The organism is Pseudomonas migulae, assembly GCF_043225285.1.
GTDB classification, from domain to species: Bacteria; Pseudomonadota; Gammaproteobacteria; order Pseudomonadales; family Pseudomonadaceae; genus Aquipseudomonas; species Aquipseudomonas migulae_C.
Genome location: NZ_CP171224.1, coordinates 2,441,787 through 2,465,007 on the forward strand (window position 1 = coordinate 2,441,787; position 23,221 = coordinate 2,465,007).

General features: G+C 60.5%; 20 protein-coding genes and 2 pseudogenes. 9 read left to right on the forward strand and 13 right to left on the reverse strand.

Annotation, left to right across the window (positions count from 1 at the left end; genetic code table 11):
- Positions 1-76: 76 nt before the first annotated feature.
- Positions 77-394 (reverse strand): annotated as a pseudogene (locus ACF6ZU_RS11315) (gamma-glutamyl-gamma-aminobutyrate hydrolase family protein); the annotation flags it as partial.
- A gap of 278 nt (positions 395-672) precedes the next feature.
- Between ACF6ZU_RS11315 and ACF6ZU_RS11320 the strand changes: the two are divergent.
- Complete coding sequence (locus ACF6ZU_RS11320) at positions 673-2,049, forward strand: glutamine synthetase family protein (RefSeq protein ID WP_077044690.1); 1,377 nt, start codon at positions 673-675, stop codon at positions 2,047-2,049.
- Positions 2,050-2,276: 227 nt separating this feature from the next.
- Positions 2,277-2,915 carry a TetR/AcrR family transcriptional regulator gene (locus ACF6ZU_RS11325; protein ID WP_392892392.1) on the forward strand — a complete coding sequence of 213 codons (639 nt, stop codon included), beginning with the start codon at positions 2,277-2,279 and terminating at the stop codon, positions 2,913-2,915.
- 189 nt (positions 2,916-3,104) lie between these two features.
- Here ACF6ZU_RS11325 and ACF6ZU_RS11330 read toward each other — a convergent pair whose 3' ends face one another.
- The 8 genes from ACF6ZU_RS11330 to ACF6ZU_RS11365 form a co-directional block, all read right to left on the reverse strand.
- Entirely contained in the window at positions 3,105-3,320 is a 216-nt protein-coding gene (locus ACF6ZU_RS11330) for a molybdopterin-binding protein (RefSeq protein ID WP_003229256.1), read from the reverse strand.
- 33 nt (positions 3,321-3,353) lie between these two features.
- Positions 3,354-4,160: an aliphatic sulfonates ABC transporter ATP-binding protein gene (gene ssuB, locus ACF6ZU_RS11335; protein ID WP_392892396.1), complete on the reverse strand. Its 807-nt coding sequence runs from the start codon at positions 4,158-4,160 to the stop codon at positions 3,354-3,356.
- Complete coding sequence (gene ssuC, locus ACF6ZU_RS11340) at positions 4,157-4,939, reverse strand: aliphatic sulfonate ABC transporter permease SsuC (RefSeq protein WP_392892398.1); 783 nt, start codon at positions 4,937-4,939, stop codon at positions 4,157-4,159. Before ssuC ends, ssuB begins: the two co-directional genes overlap by 4 nt.
- A gap of 8 nt (positions 4,940-4,947) precedes the next feature.
- On the reverse strand, positions 4,948-6,096 hold the full coding sequence (ssuD, locus tag ACF6ZU_RS11345; protein ID WP_392892400.1) for an FMNH2-dependent alkanesulfonate monooxygenase: 1,149 nt from the start codon (positions 6,094-6,096) through the stop codon (positions 4,948-4,950).
- A 25-nt stretch (positions 6,097-6,121) separates the two neighbouring features.
- Positions 6,122-7,087, reverse strand: coding sequence for a sulfonate ABC transporter substrate-binding protein (locus tag ACF6ZU_RS11350; protein ID WP_392892402.1), 966 nt, complete (start codon positions 7,085-7,087; stop codon positions 6,122-6,124).
- 89 nt (positions 7,088-7,176) lie between these two features.
- A complete protein-coding gene (gene ssuE, locus ACF6ZU_RS11355; RefSeq protein ID WP_392892404.1) occupies positions 7,177-7,770 on the reverse strand; it encodes an NADPH-dependent FMN reductase in 594 nt (197 codons plus the stop codon).
- Between the two features lie 219 nt (positions 7,771-7,989).
- Complete coding sequence (locus ACF6ZU_RS11360) at positions 7,990-8,628, reverse strand: peroxiredoxin (protein WP_392892407.1); 639 nt, start codon at positions 8,626-8,628, stop codon at positions 7,990-7,992.
- Between the two features lie 295 nt (positions 8,629-8,923).
- A complete protein-coding gene (locus tag ACF6ZU_RS11365; protein WP_392892409.1) occupies positions 8,924-10,267 on the reverse strand; it encodes an OprD family porin in 1,344 nt (447 codons plus the stop codon).
- Positions 10,268-10,781: 514 nt separating this feature from the next.
- Between ACF6ZU_RS11365 and tauA the strand changes: the two are divergent.
- A pseudogene (tauA, locus tag ACF6ZU_RS11370) lies at positions 10,782-10,922 on the forward strand (taurine ABC transporter substrate-binding protein); the annotation flags it as partial.
- A gap of 90 nt (positions 10,923-11,012) precedes the next feature.
- Here tauA and argA read toward each other — a convergent pair.
- Together argA and argE are read right to left on the reverse strand one after the other, a co-directional pair.
- Complete coding sequence (gene argA, locus ACF6ZU_RS11375) at positions 11,013-12,311, reverse strand: amino-acid N-acetyltransferase (RefSeq protein ID WP_392892411.1); 1,299 nt, start codon at positions 12,309-12,311, stop codon at positions 11,013-11,015.
- Between the two features lie 266 nt (positions 12,312-12,577).
- The gene (argE, locus tag ACF6ZU_RS11380) at positions 12,578-13,747 is read right to left on the reverse strand and encodes an acetylornithine deacetylase (protein ID WP_392892413.1); all 1,170 of its coding nucleotides are present in this window, start codon (positions 13,745-13,747) and stop codon (positions 12,578-12,580) included.
- 156 nt (positions 13,748-13,903) lie between these two features.
- Between argE and ACF6ZU_RS11385 the strand changes: the two genes are divergently transcribed.
- Entirely contained in the window at positions 13,904-15,271 is a 1,368-nt protein-coding gene (locus tag ACF6ZU_RS11385) for an inorganic triphosphatase (protein WP_392892415.1), read from the forward strand.
- Positions 15,272-15,367: 96 nt separating this feature from the next.
- On the opposite strand, the gene ACF6ZU_RS11390 is transcribed toward ACF6ZU_RS11385, so the two are convergent.
- Positions 15,368-15,841, reverse strand: coding sequence for an Lrp/AsnC family transcriptional regulator (locus ACF6ZU_RS11390; RefSeq protein ID WP_392892417.1), 474 nt, complete (start codon positions 15,839-15,841; stop codon positions 15,368-15,370).
- 126 nt (positions 15,842-15,967) lie between these two features.
- On the opposite strand from ACF6ZU_RS11390, the gene ACF6ZU_RS11395 reads away from it, so the two are divergent.
- From ACF6ZU_RS11395 to ACF6ZU_RS11415, 5 genes are all read left to right on the forward strand, one after another.
- Positions 15,968-16,306 carry a hypothetical protein gene (locus ACF6ZU_RS11395; protein ID WP_392892419.1) on the forward strand — a complete coding sequence of 113 codons (339 nt, stop codon included), beginning with the start codon at positions 15,968-15,970 and terminating at the stop codon, positions 16,304-16,306.
- A 90-nt stretch (positions 16,307-16,396) separates the two neighbouring features.
- Complete coding sequence (locus tag ACF6ZU_RS11400; RefSeq protein WP_392892421.1) at positions 16,397-18,181, forward strand: GspE/PulE family protein; 1,785 nt, start codon at positions 16,397-16,399, stop codon at positions 18,179-18,181.
- Between the two features lie 108 nt (positions 18,182-18,289).
- Positions 18,290-19,210 carry an SPFH domain-containing protein gene (locus ACF6ZU_RS11405; RefSeq protein WP_392892423.1) on the forward strand — a complete coding sequence of 307 codons (921 nt, stop codon included), beginning with the start codon at positions 18,290-18,292 and terminating at the stop codon, positions 19,208-19,210.
- 8 nt (positions 19,211-19,218) lie between these two features.
- A complete protein-coding gene (locus ACF6ZU_RS11410) occupies positions 19,219-19,668 on the forward strand; it encodes an NfeD family protein (protein WP_392892425.1) in 450 nt (149 codons plus the stop codon).
- Positions 19,669-19,737: 69 nt separating this feature from the next.
- Positions 19,738-20,055: a DUF2388 domain-containing protein gene (locus ACF6ZU_RS11415; protein ID WP_134420813.1), complete on the forward strand. Its 318-nt coding sequence runs from the start codon at positions 19,738-19,740 to the stop codon at positions 20,053-20,055.
- Positions 20,056-20,231: 176 nt separating this feature from the next.
- Here the strand turns inward: ACF6ZU_RS11415 and gcvP are convergent, their stop codons facing one another.
- Positions 20,232-23,105 carry an aminomethyl-transferring glycine dehydrogenase gene (gene gcvP, locus ACF6ZU_RS11420; protein WP_392892428.1) on the reverse strand — a complete coding sequence of 958 codons (2,874 nt, stop codon included), beginning with the start codon at positions 23,103-23,105 and terminating at the stop codon, positions 20,232-20,234.
- Positions 23,106-23,221 lie beyond the last annotated feature (116 nt).

The following is a 23,221-nucleotide window of genomic DNA, read 5'->3' on the forward strand; positions in this document are numbered from 1 at the left end:
GGACTCTTGAAAGTCAGGCGTTGTTTGACGCGTGGGCGTCGCTTGGTACAGATTGCCACTGCAATTGCCGCGCACAAACACCCACACGGGTAATGGCGTGAGAGAGCATTAGCTTAGGGGCGCGTGCAGAATCATGAGCAATGGCCGACACGTTGGTCGGGCCAGCCAGTTGAAACGGATCTATATTGGAAGGACAGCTCGTAAAAAGAATGTCGTGCAGACCGTCCAGAATATCGGACGGAGCCAGCAGATCAGCCGGGGAAGGAAGAGTCGACGGCACGCCTTTGGCAATGCAGGCCTTGGCGTGAGCGTAACGATCGCCACTGATGTGATAAGCATGCAGACCGAGCTGCGCTGAGCAGACGGTGACGCCGATTAACGGCAGGCGAGACATGAAGCACCCCGGTATTATTGCTGTTATGGGTTTGAATCGAGCTTAGCCTTGTTCATTTTTTTACACAACACCCCCGTAAAAAATACAACACGGCCCGCTCAAGCCCGCGGACGGCAAAGCATTCAAAGGCATAAAAACGCCCCAAAGTGCCTCAAAAAAGCCTCACGAGCGCTTTTTTAGGGCAAAAAAGGCCTCGCTTGACTTCGGCATGCCGTTCGGGTTGACTGGAATCCGAAGAGATCAATGATTGATATTTTTAACAACAAAGGTGTTGCATCATGTCGGTACCCCCGCGTGCCGTTCAGCTTAACGAAGCGAACGCGTTCCTTAAGGAACATCCTGAGGTTCTGTACGTTGACCTTCTGATTGCGGATATGAATGGTGTGGTGCGCGGCAAGCGCATCGAACGCACCAGCCTCCACAAGGTTTACGAGAAAGGCATCAACCTGCCGGCCTCTCTATTTGCTCTGGATATCAATGGTTCGACGGTGGAAAGCACCGGCCTGGGCCTGGACATCGGCGATGCTGACCGAATCTGCTATCCAATCCCCGACACCCTGTGCAATGAGCCCTGGCAGAAGCGCCCGACCGCGCAATTGCTGATGACCATGCACGAACTCGAAGGTGACCCTTTCTTCGCCGATCCTCGCGAAGTCCTGCGCCAGGTCGTGACCAAGTTCGACGAACTGGGCCTGACCATCTGCGCGGCATTCGAGCTTGAGTTCTACCTGATCGACCAGGAGAACGTGAACGGCCGCCCTCAGCCTCCGCGCTCGCCGATCTCTGGCAAACGCCCGCACTCGACACAGGTCTACCTGATCGACGACCTCGACGAATACGTCGACTGCCTCCAGGACATTCTGGAAGGTGCGAAAGAGCAAGGCATCCCTGCCGACGCGATCGTCAAGGAAAGTGCCCCGGCGCAGTTCGAAGTGAACCTGCACCACGTGGCCGACCCGATCAAGGCCTGCGACTATGCGGTCCTGCTCAAGCGCCTGATCAAGAACATCGCCTACGACCATGAGATGGACACCACCTTCATGGCCAAGCCTTACCCGGGCCAGGCGGGCAACGGTCTGCACGTACACATTTCGATTCTTGATAAAGATGGCAAAAACATTTTTGCCAGCGAGGATCCCGAGCAGAACGCCGCGCTGCGTCACGCGATCGGCGGTGTGCTCGAGACCCTGCCGGCGCAGATGGCTTTCCTCTGCCCGAACGTCAACTCCTACCGTCGTTTCGGCGCACAGTTCTACGTGCCGAACTCGCCGTGCTGGGGCCTGGACAACCGCACCGTAGCGATCCGCGTGCCGACCGGTTCCTCCGATGCCGTGCGCATCGAGCACCGTGTGGCCGGCGCCGACGCCAACCCGTACCTGCTGATGGCTTCGGTCCTGGCGGGCGTGCATCACGGCCTGACCAACAAGATCGAGCCGGGCGCACCCGTGGAAGGCAACTCCTACGAGCAGAACGAGCAAAGCCTGCCGAACAACCTGCGTGATGCACTGCGCGAGCTGGACGACAGCGAAGTCATGGCCAAGTACATCGATCCGAAATACATCGATATCTTCGTGGCCTGCAAGGAAAGCGAGCTGGAGGAGTTCGAACACTCCATCTCCGACCTTGAGTACAACTGGTACCTGCATACCGTTTAAGCGGTTGCAGTAAAAAGGAACGCCGCCGGCTGCACAGCTTGCGGCGTTTTTTTATGGCCGCCTGCGGCGGATCGCGAGCAGGCTCGCTCCCACAGGGGATGTGCGGCGCACACAGAATTTATGTCCACTGGAGATCAACTGTGGGAGCGAGCCTGCTCGCGATGGCGTCCGGGCAGACAACACCAGAGCCTGCTCGTACAATGCCCGCTGCCCCGCAGGAGACTCCAATGACGCGCACCGCCACCGTTCGCAAACCCCGCGCCCGCAGCCAGGCCCGGATCGATTCGATACTCGATGCCGCCCGCACGCTGCTGGCCGCCGAGGGCGTGGCCAGTCTGTCAATCTACAGCGTCGCCGAGCGCGCGGAAATCCCGCCCTCCTCCGTCTACCACTTTTTCGCCAGCGTCCCGGCGCTGCTCGAAGCGCTGACCGCCGACGTCCACGCCGCTTTCCGCGCGTGCCTGCAAGCGCCCATCGACCACGGGGCCCTCAGCGGCTGGCGTGACCTGTCGCGGCTGGTGGAACAACGCATGCTCGACATCTACGACGAAGATGCCGCCGCCCGCCAACTGATCCTCGCCCAGCACGGTCTGACCGAAGTCACCCAGGCCGACCGCCAGCACGACATCGAGCTGGGCGACCTGATGCACAAGCTGTTCGATCATCATTTCGAACTACCAAGGTTGCCGACCGACGTTGATGTGTTTGCGTTGGCGATGGAATTGGGTGATCGGGTGTATGCGCGCTCGGTGCAGCAGCACGGGCAGATCACGCCGCGCATGGCGGAGGAAGGGATGCGGGTGTTTGATGCATATCTGGGGCTGTATTTACCGCCGTATTTGCCGAAGCGTGCTATTCCTGCCTGATTATTTTTCAGCTGCACTTGCGTCATCGCGAGCAGGCTCGCTCCCACATTTGGAATGCATTCCCCTGTGGGAGCGAGCCGGCTCCGGGCGGCGTTCCGACGATGGCCGCACCACCAACCTCACTGACTCAAATCCATAAAAAAACCCCGAAGGGCTTACGCCCTCCGGGGTTCTGTGTACTCCACGTGATCACAACTTGGCGATCGACACCTCGGTGGATTTCACAAACGCGATCACTTCGCTGCCCACCACCAGCTCCAGCTCTTTCACCGAGCGAGTGGTGATCACCGAAGTGACGATGCCGGAAGCGGTCTGTACATCGATTTCCGACAGCACGTCACCCAGGACGATTTCCTTGATCGAGCCTTTGAACTGGTTACGAACGTTGATGGCCTTGATAGTCATGATATTGATTCCTGTCGTGGGATGAGGCTTGAGTTATTGCGCCCAACGCAATTGCGTAGGCAAGGGTGAAACAGGTTCCGGTTCCGGCGGTGCGCCGGGCAGCGCGAGGACGCGGTTGAGCACTTCGGTTTCCAGCGCCGCCAGCCGATGGGAGCCGCGCACGCGAGGACGCGGCAGTTCCACCTGCAGGTCGAGGCCGACTTCGCCGTCTTCGATCAGGATCACCCGATCGGCAATCGCCACCGCTTCACTGACGTCGTGGGTCACCAGCAGCACGGTGAAACCATGCTGTTGCCAGAGCCGCTCGATCAGTTGCTGCATTTCAATTCGGGTCAGGGCATCCAGCGCGCCCAGGGGTTCGTCGAGCAACAGCAGGCGCGGTTGATGGATCAGCGCGCGGGCCAGGGCCACACGTTGCTTCTGCCCACCGGACAACGCCGCCGGCCATTCATTGGCACGATCCGCCAGGCCCACCGATTCCAGCGCTTCCAGCGCTTGCGGACGCCAGTTGCCCTTGAGCCCGAGGCCGACGTTGTCGATGACCTTTTTCCACGGCAACAGCCGGGCTTCCTGAAACATCAACCGCGTGTCTTCCCGGGCATCGCTGAGCGGCGCGGAGCCGGCCAGCAATTCACCGTCCGTGGGTTTATCGAGACCGGCGAGCAAGCGCAGCAAGGTGCTTTTGCCGCAACCGCTGCGCCCCACCACGGCGACGAACTGGCCGGCCGGGATGTGCAGATCGATTTCACGCAGCACTTGCCGCGCACCAAAGGTTTTTTGCAGTTTGCGCACCGCCAGCGGAATCCCGCGCAGCAGGCGTGGAGGTTGTTGAGCGGTCATGCGGCACCTCCTTTGGCAACCTGATACGCCGGATGCCAGCGCAGCCACACTCGTTCAAGTCCACGGGCCGCGAGGTCGGCGAGCTTGCCGAGCACCGCGTACATCAGGATCGCCAGCACCACCACGTCGGTCTGCAAAAACTCCCGGGCGTTCATCGCCAGGTAGCCAATGCCGGAGCTCGCGGAAATGGTTTCCGCCACGATCAGCGTCAACCACATGAAGCCCAGCGCGAAACGCACACCGACCAGAATCGAAGGCAATGCACCCGGCAGGATCACCTGGCGAAACAGACTGAAACCGGACAGGCCATAACTGCGCGCCATCTCCACCAGTGCCGGATCGACGTTGCGGATGCCGTGATAGGTGTTGAGGTAAATCGGGAACAGCGTGCCCAATGCCACCAGGAAAATCTTCGCCGACTCGTCGATGCCGAACCACAGGATCACCAGCGGAATCAGCGCCAGGTGCGGCACGTTACGGATCATCTGCACCGAACTGTCGAGCAGGCGTTCGCCCCATTTCGACAGGCCGGTAATGAAGCCCAGCGCCAGGCCGATGCCACCACCGATGGTGAAGCCCAGCGCCGCGCGCCAGCCGCTGATCGCCAGGTGCGTCCAGATTTCACCGCTGCGCACCAGGCTCACGCCGGCCTCGATCACGGCGATGGGCGCCGGCAGGATTCGCGTCGACAACCAGCCCGCCGACACCGACAACTGCCACACCGCCACCAGCAAGATCGGCAACGCCCAGGGGGCGAGGTTGTGGATGATTTTTTTCATGGCGCGCCTCAGCTCTGGGACGCGGCTTTGGGAAGGATATCGTTGGCGACCATCTCGCCGAACGGGCTGACGTAGTTGGCACCTTGAGGCAACTGCGGACGCTCGATGTCGAGGTGCGGGAACAGCAACTCGGCAACGCGATACGACTCTTCGAGGTGTGGGTAACCGGAGAAGATGAAGGTGTCGATGCCCAGGTCCGCGTATTCCTTCACGCGAGCGGCCACGGTCGGACCGTCACCCACCAAAGCGGTGCCGGCACCGCCACGCACCAGACCGACGCCGGCCCACAGGTTAGGGCTGACTTCGAGGTTGTCGCGGCTGCCGCCATGCAATGCCGCCATGCGTTGCTGGCCGACGGAGTCGAAGCGCGACAGGGACGCCTGGGCACGGGCGATGGTGTCGTCGTCCAGGTGCGAGATCAGACGGTCTGCCGCCGCCCAGGCTTCAGCGTTGGATTCACGAACGATCACGTGCAGACGAATGCCGAAGCGAACCGTGCGCCCGAGCTTGGCGGCTTTCGCCCGCACCTGTTCAATCTTCTCGGCCACGGCGGCCGGTGGCTCGCCCCAGGTCAGGACCATTTCCACTTGCTCTGCCGCGAGGTCTTGCGCCGCTTCCGACGAGCCGCCGAAGTACAGCGGCGGACGCGGTTGCTGGATCGGCGGATAGAGCAGCTTGGCGCCTTTGACGCTGATGTGCTGGCCGTCGTAATCGACGGTTTCGCCTTCCAGCACACGACGCCAGATGCGGGTGAATTCCACCGAGGCCTGATAGCGTTCTTCGTGGGTCAGGAACAAACCATCGCCAGCCAATTCTTCCGGATCACCGCCGGTTACCAGGTTGAACAGCGCACGACCGCCGGACAGACGATCCAGGGTCGCGGCCTGACGCGCGGCCACCGTCGGGGAAATGATCCCGGGGCGCAGGGCGACAAGGAATTTCAAACGCTGGGTCACCGGAATCAGCGACGCTGCCACCAGCCACGAGTCTTCGCACGAGCGGCCAGTCGGAATCAGCACCCCGCCGAAGCCCAGACGATCCGCCGCTTGCGCGACTTGTTGCAGGTAACCGTGGTCAACGGCGCGAGCGCCTTCGGCGGTGCCAAGGTAATGGCCGTCGCCGTGGGTAGGCAGGAACCAGAAGATATTGAGGCTCATGGAGTGGTCTCCTTAGGAAATCGAATTACGGTGCTTTGGCAACGGCTGCCGGTGGCGTCCAGATCACGTCTTTGATGCTGAGCGACTTCGGAATCAGCTTGAGCTGGTAGAAGCTGTCGGCGATTTTCTGTTGCGCGGCGACCACTTCCGGGGTCAGGAACAACGCGCCGTAGCCCTGGCGTTTTACCGAGGTCAGGGTGATGTCTGCCGGCAGGCCGAGCAGTGGCGAGACCTGTTGGGTCACGTCTTCAGGATTGGCCTTGGACCACTCGCCGACAGCGCGCACTTCTTCCACGAGGGTCTTGATCACCTCAGGATTTTTCTGTGCGTACGGCTTGGTCGCCAGGTAGAACTGATGGTTGTCGACGATGCCCTGGCCATCGCGCAGGGTGTGCGCTTGCAGCTGCTTCTCGGCGGCGGCCTGGTACGGGTCCCAGATCACCCAGGCATCGACGCTGCCACGTTCGAACGCGGCGCGGGCATCGGCTGGCGGCAGGAAGACGGTCTGGATGTCGGTGTATTTGAGGCCGGCATCTTCAAGCGCGCGGACCAGCAGGTAGTGAACGTTGGAGCCTTTGTTCAGGACGACTTTCTTGCCTTTGAGGTCCTTCACCGATTTGATCGGCGAGTCCTTCGGCACCAGGATCGCTTCGCTGTGCGGCGCTGGCGGTTCGTAGGCGACGTAGAGCAGATCGGCACCGGCGGCCTGGGCGAACACCGGCGGCGTTTCGCCGGTGACACCGAAGTCGATCGAACCTACGTTCAGGCCTTCAAGCAGTTGCGGGCCACCGGGGAATTCAGTCCATTGCACGTCCACGCCTTGGGCGGCGAGGCGTTTTTCCAGAGTGCCCTTGGCTTTGAGCAGCACCAGGGTGCCGTATTTCTGATAGCCGATCCGCAAGGTTTCGGCTTGAGCTTGAGTGATGGCGCCGAGGGACACAGCCGCTACAAACAGAGCGACCAGACCGCGACGCAAAATGACAGGGCGCATGGCGCTCTCCTATTTGCAGTTGGGTTTTGGTTGCACCTGCTTGGCCGTTGGCGGCTGAGTAAGGTGAGTACTTCAAATTCGGGTGTTGCTTAAATGCTCCAGCGAGCACTCAAAAGACGTTCGTTCAACAGGTTCGGATCGAGCGGCTTCGGCCGTCGCGCCATGGCGCTGAAAAACAGCTCCAGAGATTCGTTAAGCCGGTCTTCCAGTTCGGGGGCCAGTTGCGCTTGCGCACTGCCTTCGCCGTAAGCGATCTGGCTGTCCACGGCGAAAATCCCGTGAAGCATTTCCTGGGCTTTCAAAGCCGACAGCACCGGCTTGAGCGCGTAATCCACCGCCAGCATGTGGGCGATGCTGCCGCCGGTTGCCATGGGCAACACCACTTTGTGCGCCAGTGCGCGTTCGGGCAGCAGGTCCAGCACGGTCTTCAGCGCACCGGAAAACGACGCCTTGTACACCGGAGTGGCGATCAGCAGGCCGTCGGCGTTTTCAATCTGTTGCAGCAGGTCGACTACTTTCGGGCTGTCGAAACGTGCGTGCAGCAAGTCTTCGGCCGGGAAGTCCCGTACCTGGTAACTCACCACTTCCACACCTTGTTCCTGCAACCAGCGTTGCGACCGATCCAGCAGCACCCCGGAACGGGAGCGTTGGCTGGGACTGCCACCGAGTGAGACGACCAGCATTCAGACGATTCCTTGAGCGGTGTTGGCGATTCGCAGTGCGCGGTCTCGCTTTGATGGAGAGACCATAACAGGTGATTTATATATCTTTAAATCATATTTATTCATTTGGTTATGCGTTATAGCGATATGCGAAAACCTTTCTCGCGGGCAAAAAAACAGGCCGTCGAAACGGCCCGAAATTCCCCTGCTTTATGGATGCTGTTGAATCTGGAATCGGTGTTACTTGTTCGGTTGCGGCGTCAGGCGCAGGTACGGCTTCACCGCGCGATAGCCCTTGGGAAAGCGCCTGTTGATCTCGTCTTCATCCTTGAGTGACGGCACGATCACCACCTCATCACCGTCCTTCCAGTTGGCCGGGGTGGCCACCTTGTAGTTGTCGGTGAGTTGCAGCGAGTCGATCACCCGCAGGATTTCATTGAAGTTGCGACCGGTGCTCGCCGGGTAGGTGATGGTCAGTCGTACCTTTTTGTTCGGGTCGATCACGAACAGCGAACGCACGGTCAGGGTGTCGTTGGCGTTGGGGTGGATCAGGTCGTACAGGTCTGAGATCCTGCGATCGGCGTCGGCCAGGATCGGGAAATTGACGAGGGTGTTCTGGGTTTCGTTGATGTCCTCGATCCACTTGTGGTGCGAGTCCACCGGGTCCACAGACAACGCGATGGCCTTGACTCCGCGCTGGGTAAATTCGTCCTTGAGCTTGGCGGTGAAGCCCAGTTCGGTGGTGCACACCGGGGTGAAATCCGCCGGGTGGGAGAACAGCACGCCCCAGCTGTCGCCCAGCCATTCATGGAACCGGATAGTGCCGGCGCTGGAATCCTGCTCGAAATCGGGGGCGATGTCGCCGAGTCTGATGCTCATGGTGGGCTCCTGATGGTGTGTTGTAGGGCCCAACTGTAGCTCGGGTGACAGTCGCATTAAAAAGAATAAATAACGACATTGTTAGATCTTAAATGAATATTAAAGATCTGTTCACTGGACCTGCACTCCCATCGCGCCGACTATCGCTTCCAAGGTTCGAGAAGGCCTTGAGTAGCTGCAAAAGAGGGGAATTTTCAAGGCGGGATTACGGGGGTGACTCCGCTTTGAAAACGCAAAAGCCCCGCCCGGCGAGATGCCGGGCGGGGCTTTTTTTTCAGCGGTTACGCGAGCGCTATTACAACAGCGGGATCGAGTAGCTGAGGATCAGGCGGTTTTCGTCCTGGGAGCGAACGCCCGGGAGGTCGGTGCGCCAGGTAGCGTTTTTCCACATGAAGCCAACGTTTTTCAACGGGCCTTCAGGTACTACGTATGCCAGGGTGAAGTCGCGTTCCCACTCGGAACGACCCGAAGTGCTCTCACGGCCGTTGGCGCCCACGAGGTCGATATCATCGCCTTTCAGGTACACAGCGCCGGCGGTCAGGCCTGGGACGCCAACTTTGGCGAAGTCATACGAGTAGCGTGCTTGCCAGGTTTTTTCGCCGGCACGGCCGAACTTCTGGATTTGCATGTCAGTGATGGTGTAGTTCGACGAACCGTCGCCCTGGTTCAACCAAGGGAAGTCGCTGCTACCGTTGCTGACTTGATAACCGCCACCGAAGGTGTGACCAGCAACGGTGTACAGGAACAGGCCGCTGTACAGGTTGTTGGACACTTCACCGCGACCGTTACGGAAGCCGGTGTAGTTGCCGGTGCTGTAGTAAGTCGGATCGGTGCCGTTTTTACCGTCATCGGAGCTGTTGAAGTAACGCAGGTCGGACTTCAACACGCCCGGGCCGATGGACCAGTTGTGAACCAGACCCAGGAAGTGTTGCTTATAGAAATCTTCCAGGTTGCCGTAGTAGTACTGGGCAGTCAGGTCTTTGGTGATCTTGTAGTCGCCACCGGCGTAGATGAACTTGTTGCTGTCGCGCCAGGCGGTACCACGGGTGTTGGCGCCGGAGATGCTCAGCTGTTCATTGTTGCTGGAGTTACGACCTTTAGCAGCTTCGATCTGACCACCAACCAGTGTCAGGTCTTTGATGTCGCCGGAAGTGATCTGGCCACCCTGCCAGGTTTGTGGCAGCAGACGACCATCGTTGGTCACGATAACCGGGTTCTTTGGCTGCAAGGTGCCCAGCTTCAGTTCGGTCTGGGAGATCTTGGCTTTGGCAGTCAGGCCCAGGCTGGAGAAGTTATCAACCGCTTCGCCGTTGGACTTGCTTGGGAAAACAGTGCCACCGTAAGAGGTAGCAGTAGCGCCGTTAGTGCCGCCACCCGAATCCAGTTTGACGCCCAGCAGGCCGATAGCATCGATACCGAAGCCGACGGTGCCTTGGGTGTAGCCGGAGATGAAACGCAGATCGAAGCCTTGGCCCCACTCTTCGTTCTTGTTCGGGCCGGTGCCATCACGGTTATCGGTGTTGATGTAGAAGTTGCGCAGCCCCAATGTAGCCTTGCTGTCTTCGATGAAACCGGCGGCGCCTGCCTGCTGCGCCAAAACCCCTACGGCCACAGCCAGGGCCAAGGTGGACTTGTTCATTGTTTCGCTCCTCTCGTTTCTAATTCTTGTGTTCCTGGTCCTGGGTCGTTCGCCCGGGATCCTAAGATGCGCGATTAGCGCCAGACCGTGACTGACAAGTCAATCGTAACCATGTGTGTCTACGACCAAGGTCTAACCGCAGTGTTTTTTGGTCCGTGCAGGGTAATGACTTATTCATAAACCCAAAAAGAATTATTTCATCCTTTTTCATACCATTCGGGAATATACATTTGCGCAATGCATCTGAACCGGACACAGCGTATCGGCACATAAGCTAATTACTAAATGGTATTTGTTAGCATTTTTTTAGATCGATTAGCTTTGACGCATCCCCGAAACGTCAATCCCTATCGAAAAGGCGACGGCATCATGGCGAAACGCGCACTATCTAGTCAATTTGTTACAGTTTGTGTGTCGCTAGCATTTTCTTTTTCAGCCCATGCCGCGAACCCCACCGTCGGTTTCCAGACCGGCACCGACCTGGCAGCGGCATCGATAAACCGGTAGATCTGATCGGCAAGGTACCGCGCTGCTGGACGGTGGCACGGCGAAGGCGATTGGCGAGACGGCGAAGTTCTTGAAGGAACAAGGGAAGGTCGAGGCAGTGCTGCCGGATTACTTGCCGTTTGTGAGTGCGAAATTCGTCGCCGAGTAATCTGGGCGGTTGCTTTGCAACCGATCGCCGGCAAGCCGGCTCCTACAGGGTTACGTAGGAGCCGGCTTGCCGGCGATGGCAACGATACGGTTACAAGGTTTTTTCGAAGATCTTCGAATTGCGCTGATAGTTGTACAGCGACGCCCGCGCCGATGGCAGGCGGTCGACGCTGCTCGGCACAAAACCGCGCTCACGGAACCAGTGCGCCGTGCGGGTGGTGAGGACAAACAGCGTCTTCAAACCCTGAGCCCGAGCGCGGGTTTCAATGCGCTCCAGCAGCTCATCGCCACGACCGCCATGACGATACTCCGGGTTCACCGCGAGGCAAGCCAGTTCCCCCGCATCCGAATCGGCAATCTGATACAGCGCCGCGCACGCGATGATCATGCCTTCGCGCTCGACCACGCTGAACTGTTCGATCTCGCGCTCCAGCACCTCGCGGGAACGGCGCACCAGAATCCCCTGCTCTTCCAGAGGGCTGATGAGGTCCAGCAAACCGCCGACGTCTTCAATCGCCGCCTCGCGCACCACTTCGAATTGCTCTTGCGCCACCAGCGTACCGCCGCCGTCGCGGGTGAACAGTTCGGTCAGCAGCGCACCGTCTTCGGCGTAGCTGACGATATGACTGCGCGCCACGCCGCCACGGCAGGCTTCGGCCGCCGCATCCAGCAGCTCGGCCTGATAGTTGCTGCCGAGTCGCTGCAAATGTGCCGGCACTTGTTGTGGGCGCAGTTCACGAACCAGACGGCCGTTTTCGTCGATCAAGCCCAGGTCGGCGCCGAACAACAGCAGCTTGTCGGCACCCAGATCGATGGCCGCGCGGGTGGCGACGTCTTCACAAGCGAGGTTGAAGATTTCGCCGGTCGGCGAGTAGCCCAGCGGCGACAACAGCACGATGGAGCGCTCGTCCAGCAGGCGATTGATGCCCTTGCGATCAACCCGGCGCACTTCGCCGGTGTGGTGATAGTCGACGCCTTCGAGCACGCCGATCGGCCGTGCGGTAACCAGGTTGCCGCTGGCCACCCGCAGGCGCGAACCCTGCATCGGCGACGACGCCATGTCCATCGACAACCGTGCTTCGATGGCGATACGCAACTGGCCGACCGCATCGATCACACACTCAAGGGTCGCCGCATCGGTGATGCGCATCCCGTGGTGATAATGCGGGGTCAGTCCGCGCGCGGCGAGACGGGTTTCAATTTGCGGGCGGGAACCGTGGACCAGCACCAGTCGCACGCCGAGGCTGTGCAGCAGCACCAGGTCGTGGACGATATTGCCGAAGTTCGGATGCTCCACGCCGTCGCCGGGCAGCATGACGACGAAGGTGCAATCGCGGTGGGCGTTGATGTAAGGCGAAGCGTGACGAAGCCAATTAACGTATTCGGGCATGAACCTGGGCCTGTAATAAATAGCAGCCAAAAAATGGGCGAAACAGAAAACGCACAGCGGGCTGATGGTTATCGTCGGAACAGGCTTGGCGACACGCGCGCTCTCCTCATGAATACGGGTTAAAACACCGGCAATTTATACACTTTGTCGGTCATGACACAGACCCTGTGGGAGCGAGCCTGCTCGCGATGAGGCCAGACCAGTCAACATGGATGTTGAATGAAAGATCGCCATCGCGAGCAGGCTCGCTCCCACATGGATGGTGCTCAACCAACCGACATCGGGGATTGGGCCGGCGTCAGGCAGTAATGTTCAATCAGTTGACGTAATAGATGCACGGTAGGCTGCAAACGTGACATTTCGAGGTATTCCCCCGGTTGATGCGCGCAGGCGATGTCGCCCGGGCCCAGTACCACGGTTTCGCAGCCAAGACGCTGAAGATAAGGCGCTTCGGTGCCGAATGCCACTGCTTCGGCGCGATGACCGGTGAGCTTTTCCGCGACCTGGACCAATTCGGCGTCTTCGGCCTGCTCGAAGGGTGGCACTTCAGGGAACAGCGGCGCGTAGTCGATCTTCACCTGATGGCGCTCGGCTACCGGTTTGAGCCGTTGCAGAATCTCCGCGCGGAGGAACTTGGGGTCCATGCCCGGCAGCGGACGCAGGTCGAATTCCAGTGAACACTGGCCGCAGATCCGGTTGGGATTATCGCCGCCATGGATGCAGCCGAAATTCATGGTTGGCGTCGGCACGCCGAACTGCGGATTGCGGAATTCGCGCTGCCACAGCAGGCGCAGCCCACGCAGTTCGCCGATGGCGTCGTGCATGGCCTCAAGCGCGCTGTGGCCAAGGCTCGGATCGGAGGAATGGCCGCTCTGACCGAGAATGTCGATGCGCTCCATCATGATGCCCTTGTGCATGCGGATCGGTTTGAGCCCGGTCGGCTCGCCGATCACCGCTGCGCGGCCCAAGGGTCGCCCGGCTTCGGCCAGGGCCCGTGCGCCGGACATCGAGCTTTCCTCATCGCAGGTGGCGAGGATCAGCAATGGCTGCTTGAACGGCTGGTCGAGCAGCGGAATCACGGCTTCGATGGCGAGGGCGAAAAAGCCCTTCATGTCGCAGCTGCCCAGGCCTACCCAGCGGCCATCGACTTCGGTGAGTTTCAGCGGATCGGTTTGCCACAACGCGCCGTCGAACGGCACGGTATCGCTATGCCCGGCCAACACCAGGCCACCGGGGCCTGAACCGAAACTGGCGAGCAGGTTGAATTTTCCGGGGCTGACCTGCTGGATATCGCAGGCAAAGCCCAGGTCGCCGAGCCATGTCGCCAGCAAGTCGATCACCGGGCGGTTGGTTTGATCGAGGCTCGCCTGGGTGCAACTGACCGACGGTGCGGCAATCAGCGCAGCGAACTGATCTTTCATGGACGGCAAAGGCATCGCTGACTCCAACTCCCGAATTGAAGACCATCATAGAACCATCCGGTGACAGGAATAAACCGTCGCGGGGCGCAGTGTCGGTCAGTCCTGTACACTGCACGACCTTGGCAGCCACACATTCCCCCGGCTGCGCTCCCGATCCTGGATTTTCCGGCCATGCAGAAAGAAACTGAAATCAAACTCCGCGTCAGCCGCGAAACCCTCGCCGCCCTGCGCGAGCACCCGCTCCTGAAAAAACGCAACAAAAGTGGCTGGGAACGCCGTGAACTGATGAACCAGTACTTCGACACGCCTGAGCGCGACCTGGCCCGCGCCAAGGTTGCCCTGCGTCTGCGCAAGGACGGCGAAGAAGTCATTCAGACCCTCAAGACCCGCGGCCAGAGCGTCGCCGGTTTGTCCGAGCGTAACGAGTACGACTGGAACCTGCCCAAAGCCAAGCTCGACGTGAAGAAACTCGACGGCGAATGCTGGCCTGAAGAACTGGCCGAGCTGGACAAGAAAACCCTGAAGCCGATCTTCACCACCGATTTCGTCCGCGAACGCGCGGAAATCGCCTGGGGCCGTGGCAAGACCAAAGTGGTCATCGAAGCCGCGCTGGACCTGGGCCACGTGGTCGTCGGCAAGCAGAAAGAAGAAATCTGCGAGCTCGAACTGGAATTGCGCGAAGGCGAACCGGCCGCATTGCTGGAACTGGCCGCCGAGCTGGCCGAAACCCTGGCTTTGATGCCGTGTGACATCAGCAAGGCTGAGCGCGGGTATCGCCTCTACGACGCCAACAGCTACTCGCTGAGCCTGGCCGCACCGCAGATCACCGCCGAAACGCCGCTGGACGACGCGTTCGCTGCCCTGAGCTGGCACTTGCTGGGCAGCAGCCAGCGTCTGGCCGAGCAGTATCGCTTCAATGGCCACTGGCGCCTGTTGCAGGACTGGGTGGAAAACCTCGCCGAATTGCGCGCGTTGTTGAGCAGCCTGGGCCAGGCCGCCCCGCGTCAGTCGACGCATGATCTGCGCCTGGCGCTGGATGCCTTGCTCGAAGACTGGCGCCCACTGGTGCAAGCCGGCCTGGACGACGAAGACGTGCGCAAAGCCGCGCCGGAGCAGTTCCTCGAAGAGCTCGAAGACCCGCGCTGGGGCCAGTTCTCGCTGAGCACTTCACGTTGGTTGCTGGCCCGCACCTGGGCTGCCGATCGCAACGTGCGTGGCAATCGCCAGGGCGCTGCGCAGTTGGGCAGCTGGTTGCCGCGTCTTCTGGGCGAAGAAGCGACCTCGTTGCAATTGCAGCGTTACCAGCAACAGCCGGAAGACCTGGCCGAGCAACTGCCGCGTATCGAACGCATCCAGGCCTGGCTGCACCACGCCCGTCACGTACTGGACATCCCGGAAATGGATCGCCTGTACGGCGAGCTGAAGCAACTGGCGTTGCTGGCTAACGAGCCGATCACCGATGAATTGCTGGATGCGCGCAAGCAGCAGGCGATTGCGGTTTATCAGAATCGTGCCTGGAAAATGCTGCTGCGCCTGTAAGACTGCTATCGCCGGCAAGCCGGCTCCTACGGTGGAATACATGCCGTGTAGGAGCTGGCTTGCCGGCGATGACGCCCGAACAAACGCTACAAATCTCTACCCCCGCAACACCGGCAAACTCGTCGTCGACTTGATCTCCGACAACGCCACAATCGAGTTCACCTCCTGAATCCCCGGCACCATCGACAGCTTCTCGAAGAAAAACCGCTCATACGCCTCGATGTCCGCCGTGACGATCCGCAGCAAGAAATCCACCGACCCCATCAGCACATAACACTCCAGCACTTCCGGAAAACCGCGAATCGCCTCGGTGAACTCGGTGAAGTTCGAACGCCCGTGGGCGTTGAGTTTGATCTCGGCAAAGATCTGCGTGTTAAGCCCGATTTTCTTGCGGTCGAGCAACGTCACCTGTCCGCGAATGATCCCCTCTTCTTTCATCCGCTGGATCCGCCGCCAGCACGGTGACTGCGACAGCCCCACCTGTTCGGCGATCTGCGCGCTGGAAAGCGAAGCGTCTTCTTGCAGCAACGCCAGAATCTTGCGGTCGTAGCCATCCAGCTCGCTCTGCATAAAAAAACCTTCTATCGATGCCTTGTTGAATCATACGATTCGATAAATCGCCAATCAGGCCCATCATAGACAAGAAGTGCCCGGCATCGAATGTAAAAATTCCTCCAATGATTTTGGAGACCGATCATGCCGCATCTCGAAGCCGTAACCACCCCGCCCACCCGCGCCGATGTCTGGAACGTCAGCAACGCCCACTGTCGCGTTCACTATCAACTGCTGGCCGAGGCCGAGCCGGATCTGCTGTGCCGTGCGCTCAACCTGTTCGCCTTGCAGTTCCTGACGCCGCAACAGGTCAACGTGCAGCGCATGGACGATCTGCTGGCGATCGACATCGTCATCGACGGACTGAGCTGGCACCGTGCCGAAGTGATCGCGGAAAAACTGCGTAACCTGATCAGCGTCTGCTCGGTGGAGCTGCAAGCGGCTGATTCCGCGTGGGGTGAGGCCGCTCAGGCGACGGCCTGAAAAAACTCGATACGGCTTCGTCGGGTAGTGGCCCAACGGTCGACCGCTCCGCGACTATCCTTGGCGGACTGTTGTTCACGAGGAGCCCGCATGTCCGTTCAACTTGCCCTTCAGGACCGCTGGCTGGATCTCAATGATTTGCTGCGCGAACTGGTCGACCAGGGTTTTATCAGCCAGGACTCGGCCGAACACGCGCTGAATGCCCGTCGCCGTCACGCCGCCAATGGCCAGATGCACCCACTGGAATTCATCGCAGGCCAACAGCTGGACGACCTCAGTCGGCCCGGCAAGCATCTGGACCTGGAAAGCCTGACCTTGTGGTTGTCGCAGCAGGCCGGCCAGCCGTACTTGCGCATCGATCCACTGAAAATCAACGTCGCGGCCATTACCCCGCTGATGTCCTACGCCTTTGCCCAGCGCCACAAGATTCTCGCGGTGTCGATCGATCGCGACGCCGTGACCGTGGCCAGCGCCCAGCCTTACGTCAAAGGCTGGGAAGCCGACCTGACCCACGTGTTGAAGCTGCCGATCAAACGGGTAGTGGCCAACCCCGTGGACATCCAGCGCTTCAGCGTGGAGTTTTTCCGCCTGGCCAAATCGGTCAGCGGCGCGACCAGCACCGATCAGCAAGCCAGCACCCTCGGCAACTTCGAACAGTTGCTCAACCTCGGCGCCAGCGACCAGGAGCCGGACGCCAACGACGCGCACATCGTCAATATCGTCGACTGGCTGTTCCAGTACGCCTTCCAGCAACGCGCCAGCGATATCCACATCGAACCCCGACGTGAACAGGGCACGGTGCGTTTTCGCATCGACGGCGTGCTGCACAACGTCTATCAATTCCCGCCGCAGGTGACCATGGCGATCGTCAGCCGCCTGAAGAGCCTGGGCCGAATGAACGTCGCAGAAAAGCGCAAACCCCAGGACGGCCGGGTGAAAACCAAGACCCCGGACGGCGGTGAAGTCGAGCTGCGGCTGTCGACACTGCCGACGGCGTTCGGCGAAAAAATGGTCATGCGGATCTTCGACCCGGAAGTGCTGCTCAAGGATTTCGACCAGTTGGGATTTTCCGCCGAAGACCTGCGCCGCTGGCAGGAGATGACCACCCAACCCAACGGCATCATTCTGGTCACCGGCCCCACCGGTTCGGGCAAGACCACCACGCTCTACACCACGCTGAAGAAACTGGCGACGCCGGAGGTCAACCTCTGCACCATCGAAGACCCGATCGAAATGGTCGAGCCGGCGTTCAACCAGATGCAGGTCCAGCACAACATCGACCTGACCTTCGCCGCTGGCGTGCGCGCGCTGATGCGGCAAGACCCGGACATCATCATGATCGGCGAGATCCGCGACCTCGAAACCGCGGAAATGGCGATCCAGGCCGCCCTCACCGGCCACCTGGTGCTGTCGACGCTGCACACCAACGACGCGCCCAGCGCCATCAGCCGCCTGCTGGAACTCGGCGTGCCGCATTACCTGATCAAGGCCACGGTGCTCGGCGTCATGGCCCAGCGCCTGGTGCGCACCTTGTGCCCGCACTGCAAGGCGCCGCTGACACTGGGCGAAGAAGACTGGCAAACCCTGACCAAACCCTGGCAAGCACCTCTGCCGGGCAATGCCCAGCGCGCCATCGGTTGCGTGGAATGTCGCGACACCGGCTATCGCGGCCGCGCCGGCGTCTACGAAATCATGCAGCTGACGGATGGGGTGAAAGCACTGATCAACGCGGACACCGACTTGCTGGCGATCCGGCGCCAGGCTTTCAAGGAAGGCATGCGCAGCCTGCGACTGTCGGGTGCGCAGAAAGTCGCCGCGGGGCTGACGACGATCGAGGAGGTGTTGCGGGTGACGCCACAGAGTGAGCAGAGATGAAACCTTTTATGTCTCCTGATGATGCGAGGGCCGACTAACGGTTCTTATCCCCGGCCCGCACCGCTACAATCCGCCGATCGCAACTTCATTGATCAACAGGGAATCGTTATGCAGATCGGTAGCGTGCTTTTGCTTTTTGTCGGCCTCGTGGTCGCCATTCTGTTCATGGGCTTCAAGGTTGTGCCGCAGGGTTATCAATGGACGGTCGAACGATTCGGCCGTTACACCAACACCCTCAAGCCGGGCCTGAACATCATCATCCCCGTGATGGACCGTATCGGGCGCAAGATCAATGTCATGGAAAGCGTGCTGGATATTCCGCCGCAGGAAGTGATCACCGCCGATAACGCCACGGTGCAGATCGATGCGGTGTGCTTCTTCCAGGTGGTCAACACCGCTCAGGCGGCCTACGAGGTGAATAACCTCGAGCACGCCATCCGCAACCTGTTGCAGACCAACATCCGCACCGTGCTCGGCTCCATGGAGCTGGACGCGATGCTCAGCCAGCGAGACGGCATCAACGAAAAACTGCTGCGCACCGTCGATGAAGCCACGGCGCCGTGGGGCATCAAGATCACCCGGATCGAGATCAAGGACATCAGCCCGCCTGCGGACCTGATGGCGGCGATGTCGGGACAGATGAAAGCCGAACGGATCAAGCGTGCGCAAATCCTCGAAGCCGAAGGCCTGCGCGCCGCCGCCATCCTGACTGCCGAAGGCAAGAAGCAGGCGCAGATTCTGGAGGCTGAAGGGGGTCGTCAGGCGGCATTCCTCGAAGCCGAGGCCCGCGAGCGTCAAGCCGAGGCGGAAGCCCAGGCCACCAAGGTGGTGTCCGAAGCCATCGCTGGCGGCAACGTGCAGGCGGTCAACTATTTCGTCGCGCAAAAGTACATCGATGCGCTGGGCCAGTTGGCCTCGGCCAACAACAGCAAAGTCATCCTGATGCCGCTTGAGGCCAGTTCGATGATCGGCGCGGTAGGCGGCATCGGCGAGATCGTCAAAGCCACCTTCGACAACAAGAAAGCCTGAGGCACGTTATGTGGGCATTCCTGCAGCATTTATCGTTCTGGGACTGGCTGGCGCTGGGCACCGTGCTGCTGATTCTCGAAGTGTTCGGCGCCGGCGGTTATCTGCTGTGGATCGGCATGGCGGCTGCCGCGGTCGGCGTGCTGACGTTCGTGCTGCCGCAGATGTCCTGGGAACTGCAGTTCCTGCTGTTCGGCCTGCTGTCGATCGCCACCGCCCTGTACTGGTGGCGACGCCAGCGCAGCGCGGTGCGCCCAAGTGACGAGCCGAACCTCAACCTGCGTGGCCAGGAACTGATCGGCAAGACCTTCGTGGTGCATGAAGCGATCGTCGACGGTCGCGGCAAGATCAAAGTGGCCGACGGCGTGTGGATGGCCCGAGGGCCGGACGCGGCCACCGGCAGCCGTGTTCGGGTGACCGGGCAGCAAGGGGCCATTCTGCTGGTGGAACCTGCTGACTGAACGGTGGATGGAACTCGATTGGGGGATTGGCAATCAAAGCCCGTAGTTAACCCAGTGGAGTCACCCATCATGCGTCTCAAACTTGCTGTCGCTACCATCGCCCTGTTGTCCCTTCCAGTCGGTTCGGCGATGGCCGATAGCTTTTGGCGTAACGTCATTTCGTCCGGTGCTACCACCGGCTCGACTTACCTCACGTTCAAGGATCACAAACTGATCATTGCCGCCCAGGACGATGCCGGCAGCTTCGTCGCCAGCGACGGCGGCATTCGCGGCCCGTACCTGGAAGCGGCGATGCAGAAAGTCCGCGCCGATAACCCGGGCCTGCAGGCCACGGATATGGAACTGGCGAATGCGATCCTGGCGAAGAACGCCGTCGCGTCGGAATAAGAGTTACGGCTGAATAAAAATGCCGCTCACATGAGCGGCATTTTTTTGCCCGCTACAAAACACCTGTGGGAGCGAGCCTGCTCGCGATAGCGGTGTACCCGTCGCTGATGATGTCGACTCATCCACCGCTATCGCGAGCAGGCTCGCTCCCACATTAGAACTTGCGTTAAGCCAGATCAGCGATAGTCGTCCACCGGCACGCAGGCACAGAAGAGGTTGCGATCGCCGTAGACGTTATCGACACGGTTCACCACCGGCCAATACTTGTGCGCCTTGGTGTGCGCATCCGGCGTCACGGCTTGCTCGATGCTGTAGGGCCGCTCCCAGACACCGGTGATGTCCGCCAAGGTGTGCGGCGCACGCTTGAGCGGATTGTCCTCGGCAGGCCAGTCACCGTTCTGCACCGCAGTGATTTCTGCGCGAATGCTCAGCATCGCCCCGATAAAGCGGTCCAGCTCTGCTTTCGATTCACTTTCCGTGGGCTCGACCATCAAGGTCCCCGGCACCGGGAACGACATGGTCGGCGCATGGAAGCCGTAATCCATCAGGCGTTTGGCCACGTCCTCCTCGCTGATCCCGGTCAACGCCTTGAGCGGCCGCAGATCGAGGATACATTCGTGGGCCACCCGTTCATTGCGCCCGGTGTAGAGCACCGGGAAGGCGCCAGACAGATGCTGCGCCAGGTAATTTGCGGCGAGGATCGCCACTTCGCTGGCGTCCGCCAGTTGCGGCCCCATCATGGCGATGTACATCCAGCTGATCGGCAGGATGCTCGCACTGCCCCAGGGCGCCGCGCTGACCGCGCCGTTCTGCGGCAGCGGGCCGTCAATCGCCACCACCGGGTGATTGGCCACGAACGGCGCCAGGTGCGCCCGCACACCAATCGGTCCCATGCCGGGCCCGCCTCCACCGTGGGGAATGCAGAAGGTCTTGTGCAGGTTCATGTGCGAGACGTCGGCACCGATGTCCGCCGGCCGCGCCAACCCGACTTGCGCATTGAGGTTGGCGCCATCCATGTACACCTGGCCGCCATGGCTGTGGATAACTTCACAGATTTCGCTGATGCCTTCCTCATAAACACCATGGGTCGATGGATACGTCGCCATCAGGCAGGCGAGTTTGTCGCCCGCCTCGGATGCCTTGCCTTTCAAATCATCCAGATCAACGTTGCCCGCTTCGTCGCATTCGACGATTACCACGCGCATGCCGGCCATTTGTGCAGAAGCCGGATTGGTGCCGTGGGCCGAGGACGGGATCAGGCAGATATCCCGCGCGCCTTGATGCCGACTCTCGTGATACTTGCGGATCGCCAGCAACCCGGCGTACTCGCCCTGGGCGCCGGAGTTGGGTTGCATGCAGATCGCATCGAAACCGGTGATCGCGCAGAGCCAGCGCTCTAGCTCTTCGATCATCAACGCATAACCGGTGGCCTGCTCTTTCGGCACAAACGGGTGCAAGTTGGCGAACTGCGGCCAGGTGATCGGGATCATCTCGCTGGTGGCATTGAGCTTCATGGTGCAGGAGCCCAGCGGGATCATGGACTGGTTGAGGGCCAGGTCCTTGTTCTCCAGTTGCTTGAGGTAGCGCAGCATCTCGGTTTCGCTGTGATGCGCGCTGAACACCGGGTGACGCAAATAAGGCGAGGAGCGCAGCAGCCCGGCGGGAATCCCGGAAGGCACGGCTTCGGCATCCAGCGCCTCGACGTCGAGCCCATGATCGGCACCGAGGAACACATCGAACAGTTTCGCCACGGTGGTTTCGTCAGAGGTTTCGTCGAGGCTGAGGCCCAACAGCCCGCGTCCGAGAATGCGCAAGTTGATCTGCGCGGCCTGGGCGCTTTCGATGATTGCCGTTTGAGTGCCGCCCACTTCCAGCGTCAGCGTGTCGAAAAAGTGCGTGTTGAGACGTGCGATGCCATGACGTTCGAGGCCCGCCGCAAGGATGCAGGTCAAGCGGTGCACACGCTGGGCAATGCGTTTCAATCCTTCCGGGCCGTGATACACCGCGTAAAAACTGGCGATGTTGGCCAGCAACACCTGGGCGGTGCAGATGTTCGAGTTGGCCTTCTCCCGGCGAATATGTTGCTCACGGGTTTGCAGAGCCATGCGCAACGCCGTGTTGCCGCGAGCATCTTTCGAGACGCCGATGATCCGCCCGGGAATCGCCCGTTTGTACTCGTCACGACTGGCAAAGAACGCCGCATGCGGGCCACCGTAACCCATGGGAACACCGAATCGCTGGGACGAGCCGAACACCACGTCGGCGCCCAATTCTCCCGGCGGTGTGAGCAACAGCAGGCTCAGCAGATCGGTGGCGACACAGGCCAGCGCTTGCTGGGCATGCAGATGATCGATGAGCGGACGCAGGTCGCGGATCTCGCCGTGGGTGTCGGGGTATTGCAGCAGCGCGCCGAACACCTGGTGTTGTTTCAAGTTATCCACAGCGTCGACGATCAGCTCGAAACCGAAACCTTCAGCACGGGTCTGCACCACGGAAATCGTCTGCGGGTGGCAGTTCTCATCGACGAAAAACAGATTGCTCCTGGATTTGGCGACACGCTTGGCCAGGGCCATGGCTTCCGCCGCGGCCGTGGCTTCATCGAGCAACGAGGCGTTGGCCAGTTCCAGACCGGTCAGGTCGATGGTCAATTGCTGAAAGTTCAGCAGCGCTTCCAGCCGGCCTTGGGCGATCTCCGGTTGATAGGGCGTGTAGGCGGTGTACCAACCGGGATTTTCCAGCACGTTGCGCAAGATGACGGCAGGCGTGAGGGTGCCGTGGTAGCCCATGCCGATCAGGCTGGTCCAGACCTGGTTCTGCTCGGCGTAACCGCGCAGCTTGGCCAGCGCGGCTTGTTCGTCGAGGGCGGGTGGCAGGTCCAGCGCGCGGTTGAGGCGGATTCCCGGCGGCACCGTTTGCTCGATCAACTCGACCCGGCTCCCGAGACCGAGGCTGTCGAGCATCGCCTGCTGCTCGGCGGCATCGGGCCCGAGGTGGCGGCGAAGGAAGGCATTGGGGTCGCGTAACTGGCTCAGGGACGGCAACTGGGACATGACGGGCTCTCTCTTGACTGGCGCTCAGCGTCGATGCAACACGGTCAAACCAGCATAGCAGTCGCTGCCAAAGCGGCCCCTTGGACGACGCAGATCCCATGTGGGAGCGAGCCTGC